Below are 8,466 nucleotides of genomic sequence, written 5' to 3' on the forward strand. Positions count from 1 at the left end.
AGGCAAAAAGCGCCTCTTCGTCAGGGCTTCCAACGCCCTCCTGTTCTGAACGAGCCACCTGCACTTTTTTTCAATCCAGTTCCAGCGGCTAGAATATTCGGTGGCTTCGCTTCTTCCTGCGAGGCAAAGAGCGCCTCTACGTCTGAAGCTCCATCCCCCTCACATTCTGAGCGAGCCGCTTCCACCTTTTTTATAGTAATTCAAACACTCCCGCTGCTCCCATTCCGCCGCCGATACACATTGTTACGATACCGAATTGCTCATTGCGGCGTTTCATTTCGTGAATAAGAGATAGTGTTAGTTTTGCTCCTGTACAGCCAAGTGGATGTCCAAGTGCGATTGCACCGCCGTTTACGTTTACTTTTTCCTCATCTAAACCAAGTTCACGAATAACTTGGATTGATTGAGAAGCGAACGCTTCATTTAGTTCGAATAGACCGATATCAGATAGCTCTAAGCCAGCTAATTTTAACGCTTTTGGAATTGCAGCGATTGGGCCGATTCCCATTACTTCTGGTGGTACGCCAGCTACTGCAAATGAACGGAATTTCGCAAGTGGCTTCATGCCATCGCTCACTGCTTTTTCACGATCCATTAATAGTACAGATGCTGCACCATCACTCATTTGTGAAGAGTTACCAGCTGTTACAGAACCGCGAACGTTAAATGCTGGACGTAATCTACCTAAAATGTCTAGCGTCGTTTCTGCTCTTACACCTTCGTCTTGTGCGAAAATGATTGTTTCTTCTTGCAGTTTGTTATTTGATCCAACAGTACGTAACGTTACATCTACAGATACTGTTTCATCAGCAAAGTTCCCTGCAGCTAATGCTTTCGCAGCACGTTGATGACTTCTTACTGCAAATGCATCTTGCTCTTCACGAGAAATTCCATATTTCACAGCAACTTGCTCTGCTGTATGTCCCATACCCATATAATATTCTGGAGCCGCTTCTACAAGGCGACTATTTGGACGAACAACGTGTCCCATCATTGGAACTAAACTCATTGATTCCGCTCCGCCTGATAACACAGCTTCAGAGTGACCAAGCATAATGCGCTCTGCTCCATAAGCGATACTTTGTAAACCTGAAGAACAGTAACGGTTAATTGTAATAGCTGGAACATCGTAAGAAAGTCCTGCTAATCCGCCGATATTACGAGCCATGTTTAAGCCTTGCTCTGCTTCTGGCATCGCACAACCGAAAATTAAATCGTCGATTGGTCCTTCATAATTCGCACGCTTTAACGTTTCCTTTACTACTAACGCCCCTAGATCGTCAGGACGAACTGTTTTTAATGAACCCCTCTTTGCTTTTCCAATTGGTGTTCTTGCTCCCGCAACAATGACAGCTTCTCTCATGAACGATATCTCCCCTCGTTATTAGTTACGTAATGGCTTTCCTTTTACAAGCATGTGCTGCATTCTTGCTTGTGATTTCATCTCACTTACTAAGCTAATAAATGCTTCACGTTCTACATCTAATAAATACTGCTCATCAACTTCTGTTCCGTACGGCACTTTTCCGCCCGCAATGACATATGCAAGTTTCTTCGCAATATGAAGATCATGTTCAGAAATGTAACCTGATAAATGCATTGCTTCTGCACCAAGTACAAGCGTTGCATAGCCTGTTTCACCAACAACAGGTATCTTTTTACGAATCGGCGCTTTATAACCCGCTTCATATAAAGAAAGTGCTTTTTGTTTCGCATCATATAGTAAGTGATCACCATTCACACTAATACCGTCTTTATCGCCTAAGAAGTTGTTCGATACAGCTTCTTGTGCTGATGTAGAAACTTTCGCCATCGCTACAGATTCGAATACTTTATTCGCAACTTTTTGCAGATCAAACTCTACACCGTTTGGCATTTTATTTAAGTGTTTAATGTATAGCTCTTTATTACCGCCTCCGCCAGGGATTAAGCCAACACCAACTTCTACTAAGCCCATATACGTTTCGCTAGAAGCTTGAATGCTAGCTGCTGGTAAGCAAACTTCTGTACCTCCGCCAAGCGTCATACCATATGGTGCTGCTACAACTGGCTTAGAAGAGTACTTAATTTTCGTCATTGCATCTTGGAAGTTTTTCACGACCCACTCAATTTCAAAGTAGTTGTCGTCTTGTGCTTCCATTAAGATCATTGCAAGGTTCGCACCAACGCAGAAGTTCTTCGATTGGTTTCCGATAACAAGACCTTTATAATTCTTCTCTACTTCATCAACAGCGTAGTTAATCATTTGCGTAATATCCATACCAATTGCATTGCTCTTTGAATGGAATTCTAAGCAAAGGATGCCGTCACCTAAATCAATTAAGCTCGCTCCGCTATTTTTCTTTAATACACCATTTTTCGCTTTTAATTGTTTAAGAGAAATTGCCTTTTTATTACGTTCGATTAGCTTATATTCGCCATTATCGTAATAGTAGCTATCTCCGTTATCATGTTTATAGAAAGTAGTGAAACCTTTCTCTAACATTTCTTTCACCCAAGTCGGAACAACTGCACCGTTTTCTTCCATCTTTTGAACAGACTTTTCAACGCCGATTGCATCCCAAATTTCAAATGGCCCTTGCTCCCATCCGAAGCCCCATTTCATCGCTTGGTCAATCGCAACGATATCGTCCGCAATTTCTTTATGAAGTTTTGCAGAGTATAAAAGAGTTGGTGTAATGATGTTCCATAACAACTCCCCTGCACGGTCTTTCGCGTATACAAGCGCTTTCAATTTATTCGCTAATCCTTTTTCTTGCTTACTTAACTCTACGGATGCAGCTTTTAATTTTTTGCGCGCTTCGTATTCCATCGTTTCAGGATTTAATTCTAAAATTTCTTTTCCTTGTTTTAAGAAGAAGCCTTGACCTGTTTTGCTTCCAAGCCATTTTTTATCAAGCATGTCATGCATGAAAGCTGGTACTTTAAATACATCACGCTCTTCTTCTTGTACATTTTCATATACGTTATTTGCAACATGTACAAATGTATCTAAACCGACAACATCTAATGTGCGGAACGTTGCGCTCTTCGGACGACCAATTAATGGACCCGTTACAGAATCAACTTCTCCAATGCTATATCCACGCTTAATCATTTCTTGAAGCGTTACAAGCAAGCCGTACGTACCAATGCGGTTTCCAATAAAGTTTGGTGTATCTTTTGCGATAACAACGCCTTTTCCAAGAACGTCTTCGCCAAATAATTTCATGAAGCTTAATACTTGTGGATCAGTTTCTTTCGTCGGTATTACCTCTAGAAGTTTTAAATATCGTGGTGGGTTAAAAAAGTGTGTGCCTAAGAAGTGTTTCTGGAAGTCGTCTGAACGACCCTCTGCCATTTTTTCAACGGAAATGCCTGATGTATTTGAGCTCACAATTGAGCCTGGTTTACGAACAGCATCTACTTTTTCAAATAGTTTCTTCTTTATATCTAAGTTTTCAACTACTACTTCAATAATCCAATCTACATCAGCTAGAAGCTCAAGATCATCTTCTAAGTTACCTGCTTCAATCAGTGCTAAATTTCCTTTCACTGTCAGAGGAGCTGGTTTTTGCTTTAATAGTTTTTGCACAGCCGTATTACTAAAACGATTTCTCACACTTTTATGTTCTAATGTAAGTCCCTTCGCTTCTTCTTCTTTCGTAAGCGCAGGTGGTACAATATCAAGCAATAATGTCGGAATACCAATATTAGCTAAGTGTGCCGCAATTCCTGAACCCATTACGCCTGAACCTAGAACAGCAGCCTTTTTAATTTGGAACATCCATTTCTCCCCCTATTCTTGAATGAATGCTCATTCAATTTTTCGACATAAGTCGCAATCAATGAGTGAGCCTCTACTAATAAATATATGATACAGTTTGAATTTTCGCAATATATTTATTGATAAAATTTTCTGAAACAAATATATTTCTTTCATTTGGCTATGCTATACATGTGTATTTTCTTCATTAAAATGCACTTTTCCTTTTTATAATCTGACGAAACTGGAGGAATATATATGGCAAAACTTAAGAAGAACCCTTCAAAAGCTGGAATTAGCGCAGCAAGCGTAACTGGAAATGCAGGTCCGCATAATCAAGGTGTTGAAAAAGGGCGTCAAGGTAATAACCAACAATATAAGAAGCATAATATGGGCGAAAAATAACGCTATATTTTTGGGCAGAGAACGTGGCATAATGATTAATGGCTGCTTTTTCTGCCCAATTTATTTGGAACAAAAGAGGGAATTATAATGAAACGAACAATAGTTATGATTGTAATGATTGCTACACTGTTTACAGGGATGATTTTCTTCTCTTATGCTCACAGACAACAAGCCGAAAGAGCGGATCAACCTAGTATTACTGGGCAATATGGAATTACAATCGATGCAAACACAGGTGAAATTTTGTATGGAAAACGCGAGGATGAGCGCTCTTATCCGGCTAGTATAGCCAAAATGATGACAACTCTTCTCTTACTTGAGAATGTAAAAGAAGATGAAGAAATTACAGTTACAGAAAACGCAATAAAAACAGAAAGTCAAAGTAAGAAGATTAAGCTTCGTGCTGGTGAAAAATTAAAACGTGATGAGGCATTAAAACTTATGCTTATCATTAGTGCAGACCCGATCGCTGAGTCAATTGCAGAACATATCGCAGGATCAAAAAATGAGTTTGTGAAAATGATGAATGCTAGAGCGAAGGAACTTGGGACGAAGCATGCAACTTTCAAAAACGCAAGCGGTGCTGATGCACTTGGAAATAAAGTATCACCTTATGACATTGCTATTATTACGAAAGAAGCCTTGAAGTATCCGATTGTTTTAGAATATATGAATTCAATACATACAACACTACATACTTCAGAGCGCTCTCCAAAAATCGCAAACTATGGACGAGAAGAACTATATGACGATCCATATGCAATTGGAAGTAAAAGCGGCTTATCTGCACTCGGAAAATACACAGTCGTAACAGTTGATAAAAAAGACGGTAAACGCGTCATTAATGTTGTATTATCTTCTACTCGCACGCAACTATATCCTGATACGAAGAAAATGGCACATTACGCATTTCAGCAATTAAAATAACCAAGGAGTATTTTCTCCTTGGTTATTTTTTAACCATACCTTTTAATACGAACGCAACGTTTGCTGGACGCTCTGCTAGACGACGCATAAAATAGCCATACCAGTCGTTTCCATAAGGCACGTAAACACGCATTTTGTATCCTTCTTTTACTAGCTCAAGTTGACGTTCATTACGAATACCATATAACATTTGGAATTCAAATTGGTCTCTTGGAATGTTGTGTTCTTCGGCAAGTTTTTTCGTATATTCAATAATTGCTTCGTCATGTGAAGCAATTGCAGTATAATTTCCATTTAATAAGTGCATTTTAATAATTTTTTTATAATTGTCATCTACATCTTTCTTGTCCGGGAACGCCACTTCTTCAGGTTCTTTATAAGCCCCTTTTACAAGACGTAAATTAGGATTATAAGCATTTAAATCTTCAATATCTTTTTCTGTACGATATAAATAAGCTTGAATAACTGTACCAATATTATCGTATTCAGATTTTAATTGTTTAAAGATATCGATTGTTTTTCCGCAACGCGTATAGTCTTCCATATCAATTGTAACAAACACACCGTTTTCTTTTGCAGCTTCTAAAATACGGCGCATATTATTCATTACAATTTCATCAGAGATATCTAATCCCATAGAAGTCATTTTTAAAGAAAGTTGCGAATCAAGACCTTCTCTTCCAATTGCACGAATCGCTTCAATCGATTGGGTAGCCATTTCATTTGCTTCTGCTTCATTATCAACGAATTCACCTAAATAATCGATTGTTACACAAAGACCTTGCTTATTTAATTGTTGAATTGCAGCTGTCGCTAATTCAATCGTCTCCCCTGCGACGAAGCGACCTGCACCAAAGCGCAAACCGTACTTTTTAGCCAGTTTTGTTAGCGCTTTATTTTTAGATAAGAAAAGAAACGAATTTCGCATTAATTGTTCCATGTAATTCACCCCTATGACTGTACTTTATCTGTTTTTTACCCCTCTTCGGAATTATATCATTGTTTAAAATTATTTGATACAAATAATTATTTAGATAATTTATAAAATACTATAAAAACATTTAAAACCCCATATTCTCGCTTACAAATATGCCGTAAATATTTTTCGACATTTATAAAAAACGGGTTTACTAGGCAAAAAATAAGCATGTCGAAAATATTCGACATGCTTATAAAACCCTTTATATTCCATGTAAATTATATAAGGATATTAATATAGAAAACTTGAGGTAACATTATCTCAAGCTTTTTTACTTCTCATTTCGCTTCTCATCATTCAGCTTTTTAATATTCGTAATTAACTGCACCATCTCTTCTTTCGCATCAGGATAAGTCTCATTCCAGTGCTTCACTAAAGCCGGCATCGTCTTCGCTATGTAAGAATACAGTGCCCACTTCTGTACCTGCTCTTTTCTCTCTTCATTGCTCTCTCCAAGTAATAGTTCCGTGTATTTCTCTAACAACCCGTCAAATTGTTCGTTAAACTTTTCACTCATCTTATCTACCTCCTATATGAAAAAAGCAGCGAAGATCGCTGCTTTTCCTTATAATTTTGATCGAACAGAGTTTAATTTTTTCTCCATTGTGCTTACTTTATCACGACGATCATCGATACGAATTGTTGTTGCAACACGCTGTGCACCTTTCGTATATGGAACTTCATGCATTTGTTGAATTACTTCTAGAATGACAGGAAGATCTCCTTCAATAATTGTATTCATTGGTGTTAATTGATACTTCACGCGATCTGCATTTTTCTCTAGCACCTTTTGTACTTCTGCTACATATTCACTAACACTTGGATTACCTGTTCCTACTGGAATAATCGATACGTCAACAATTGCCATAGTAGTCTTCCTCCTATAAATTAATTCTTATATATCCATTGTCTATTTTACCAAAATCTTTATCATTTTAATAATTTGTTATTCGTCTACTTTAAACTGCTCAACCAATCTTTCTAAGTCCTGCATATTCTCTGTCAAACTTTCCATCGTATGAGCCACTTTTTCTAAATGATTAACTTGTGACTCAGTAGCAGCATTAACCTCTTCAGAAACAGCTGTACCTAATATTACAAACATCATAGAAATCAGCACCGAAAATACTACTGCAATTTTCAAACGTAAACTTCTCAACACTTGTGCAAAAACAAATAGTTCATTATCCTTAACATATAATCTCATTCGTTCGGAGGGAACTATGCTACAAAAATTCGGTTTCTCACAATATGAAAGCCAGGCCTATGAAGTTGTCGTATCAAGCAACGAACCATTAGATGCAACAACTATTGTTAAACATTCAGGTGTTCCAAAAGCAAAAATATACGAAGTGTTAGCACGCCTAATTGATAAAGGGATGGTAATGGATTCTGTTTCAGAAAAGAAAAAGTTGTATACAGCATTACCACTCAAGCTAGCAATTGAAAAATTAACGACAGAATTCCAATCTAATATTAAAGAACTTGAAAATAATATTTCTAAAAAGTCATTTACAGATGACCGCGTTTGGAGTTTAAAAATGCAGTCTTCTATTAAAGTACAAAGTAGGCAACTTGTAGAAGATGCAAAAGAATCTATACGCATCTCTGCATGGAATGATACCCTTTTAGAATATCTTCCTTTACTAGAACAAAAAGCAAAACAAGGCGTCCTAATCGAGTCCCTCATAGTTGGAGAAGTAGAAACAGACTTAGAAAACATGCATTTTCTAATCCCAACTGAAGAGCCTAACGCATTAGAGCGGTACTTACTACTCATCGTTGACGATCGTGAAATTTTATTTGCTGGTGTAGAGCAAGAATCATGGCAAGCGATGAAAACAATGTCACAACCTTTCGTGAAGTTCTTTACAGAATTTTTCTATCATGACGTTGCACTTGCAAAGATTACCCAGAAACACCATGATCTCTTTATGGAGGATGAGGAAATTAAGAGTTTGTTGATGAAGTTGAGATACTAAAAAAAACGCCTTTATTACAAGGCGTTTTTTTCTACATTTCTTTTCTATTTTTCACCCTTAACACATATGCACCAGCAATAATAAAACTAATTCCTAAAACGAATAAAGCCGTAAATTCATTGCCGACGCCGCCAGTAGCTGGTAAACGCACTTCATTATGAGTATTAGGTTGTTGCATCGGCTTCACATCAGCGGAAGGTTTTACTTCTCCATTTGGTGTTGGCTTATTTGGCTTAGAAGGAAGCGATGCCTTTTCTTCTTTCTTATTTTTCACAATATGTTTAATAATTTCTCCATCCTCTTTTATTTCAAATGCGAATGTCTCTTCATTTATTACATATCCATTTGGCGCTATTGTTTCTTTATACGTGTACTTTCCGTATGGTAGTTTGAATTTCGCTACACCTTTTTCATCCGTTTTCCCTTTT

At 37.6% G+C, this 8,466-nt stretch carries 10 protein-coding genes; 3 read left to right on the top strand and 7 right to left on the bottom strand.

The window, feature by feature from the left end; translation table 11 throughout:
- Positions 1 to 190: 190 nt before the first annotated feature.
- The gene (locus tag BAU27_RS11465; RefSeq protein WP_071770938.1) at positions 191 to 1,363 is read right to left on the bottom strand and encodes an acetyl-CoA C-acetyltransferase; all 1,173 of its coding nucleotides are present in this window, start codon (positions 1,361 to 1,363) and stop codon (positions 191 to 193) included.
- 21 nt (positions 1,364 to 1,384) lie between these two features.
- The gene (locus BAU27_RS11470) at positions 1,385 to 3,766 is read right to left on the bottom strand and encodes a 3-hydroxyacyl-CoA dehydrogenase/enoyl-CoA hydratase family protein (RefSeq protein WP_071770939.1); all 2,382 of its coding nucleotides are present in this window, start codon (positions 3,764 to 3,766) and stop codon (positions 1,385 to 1,387) included.
- A 237-nt stretch (positions 3,767 to 4,003) separates the two neighbouring features.
- Here BAU27_RS11470 and BAU27_RS11475 point away from each other — a divergent pair, with 237 nt between their 5' ends.
- Entirely contained in the window at positions 4,004 to 4,150 is a 147-nt protein-coding gene (locus BAU27_RS11475) for a YuzL family protein (protein ID WP_001096346.1), read from the top strand.
- Between the two features lie 87 nt (positions 4,151 to 4,237).
- Positions 4,238 to 5,077, top strand: coding sequence for a D-alanyl-D-alanine carboxypeptidase family protein (locus BAU27_RS11480; RefSeq protein WP_071770940.1), 840 nt, complete (start codon positions 4,238 to 4,240; stop codon positions 5,075 to 5,077).
- A gap of 22 nt (positions 5,078 to 5,099) precedes the next feature.
- On the opposite strand, the gene BAU27_RS11485 is transcribed toward BAU27_RS11480, so the two are convergent.
- From BAU27_RS11485 to BAU27_RS32315, 4 genes are all read right to left on the bottom strand, one after another.
- The gene (locus BAU27_RS11485) at positions 5,100 to 6,017 is read right to left on the bottom strand and encodes a proline dehydrogenase family protein (protein WP_071770941.1); all 918 of its coding nucleotides are present in this window, start codon (positions 6,015 to 6,017) and stop codon (positions 5,100 to 5,102) included.
- Positions 6,018 to 6,327: 310 nt separating this feature from the next.
- Positions 6,328 to 6,573 (bottom strand): YusU family protein, encoded by a 246-nt coding sequence (locus tag BAU27_RS11490; protein ID WP_002145027.1) that lies wholly within the window; start codon positions 6,571 to 6,573, stop codon positions 6,328 to 6,330.
- A 48-nt stretch (positions 6,574 to 6,621) separates the two neighbouring features.
- Positions 6,622 to 6,924, bottom strand: a complete 303-nt coding sequence (locus BAU27_RS11495; RefSeq protein WP_001018860.1) for an MTH1187 family thiamine-binding protein — start codon at positions 6,922 to 6,924, stop codon at positions 6,622 to 6,624.
- 78 nt (positions 6,925 to 7,002) lie between these two features.
- Entirely contained in the window at positions 7,003 to 7,164 is a 162-nt protein-coding gene (locus BAU27_RS32315; RefSeq protein WP_175546539.1) for a hypothetical protein, read from the bottom strand.
- Between the two features lie 115 nt (positions 7,165 to 7,279).
- Here BAU27_RS32315 and BAU27_RS11505 point away from each other — a divergent pair, with 115 nt between their 5' ends.
- Positions 7,280 to 8,038: a TrmB family transcriptional regulator gene (locus BAU27_RS11505; RefSeq protein WP_071748123.1), complete on the top strand. Its 759-nt coding sequence runs from the start codon at positions 7,280 to 7,282 to the stop codon at positions 8,036 to 8,038.
- 31 nt (positions 8,039 to 8,069) lie between these two features.
- Here BAU27_RS11505 and BAU27_RS11510 read toward each other — a convergent pair.
- The coding region (locus BAU27_RS11510; protein WP_254797961.1) for a prealbumin-like fold domain-containing protein at positions 8,070 to 8,466 on the bottom strand (397 nt) is incomplete at its 5' end.

Source organism: Bacillus sp. NH11B, assembly GCF_001884205.1.
In the GTDB taxonomy this organism is placed as follows: Bacteria; Bacillota; Bacilli; order Bacillales; family Bacillaceae_G; genus Bacillus_A; species Bacillus_A proteolyticus.

What these genes read in the sequence shown, in the direction of transcription:
- BAU27_RS11465 (WP_071770938.1), bottom strand. Translation starts at nt 1,363, where the DNA reads ATGAGAGAAGCTGTCATTGTTGCGGGAGCAAGAACACCAATTGGAAAA.
- BAU27_RS11470 (WP_071770939.1), bottom strand. Translation starts at nt 3,766, where the DNA reads ATGTTCCAAATTAAAAAGGCTGCTGTTCTAGGTTCAGGCGTAATGGGT.
- BAU27_RS11475 (WP_001096346.1), top strand. Translation starts at nt 4,004, where the DNA reads ATGGCAAAACTTAAGAAGAACCCTTCAAAAGCTGGAATTAGCGCAGCA.
- BAU27_RS11480 (WP_071770940.1), top strand. Translation starts at nt 4,238, where the DNA reads ATGAAACGAACAATAGTTATGATTGTAATGATTGCTACACTGTTTACA.
- BAU27_RS11485 (WP_071770941.1), bottom strand. Translation starts at nt 6,017, where the DNA reads ATGGAACAATTAATGCGAAATTCGTTTCTTTTCTTATCTAAAAATAAA.
- BAU27_RS11490 (WP_002145027.1), bottom strand. Translation starts at nt 6,573, where the DNA reads ATGAGTGAAAAGTTTAACGAACAATTTGACGGGTTGTTAGAGAAATAC.
- BAU27_RS11495 (WP_001018860.1), bottom strand. Translation starts at nt 6,924, where the DNA reads ATGGCAATTGTTGACGTATCGATTATTCCAGTAGGAACAGGTAATCCA.
- BAU27_RS32315 (WP_175546539.1), bottom strand. Translation starts at nt 7,164, where the DNA reads ATGATGTTTGTAATATTAGGTACAGCTGTTTCTGAAGAGGTTAATGCT.
- BAU27_RS11505 (WP_071748123.1), top strand. Translation starts at nt 7,280, where the DNA reads ATGCTACAAAAATTCGGTTTCTCACAATATGAAAGCCAGGCCTATGAA.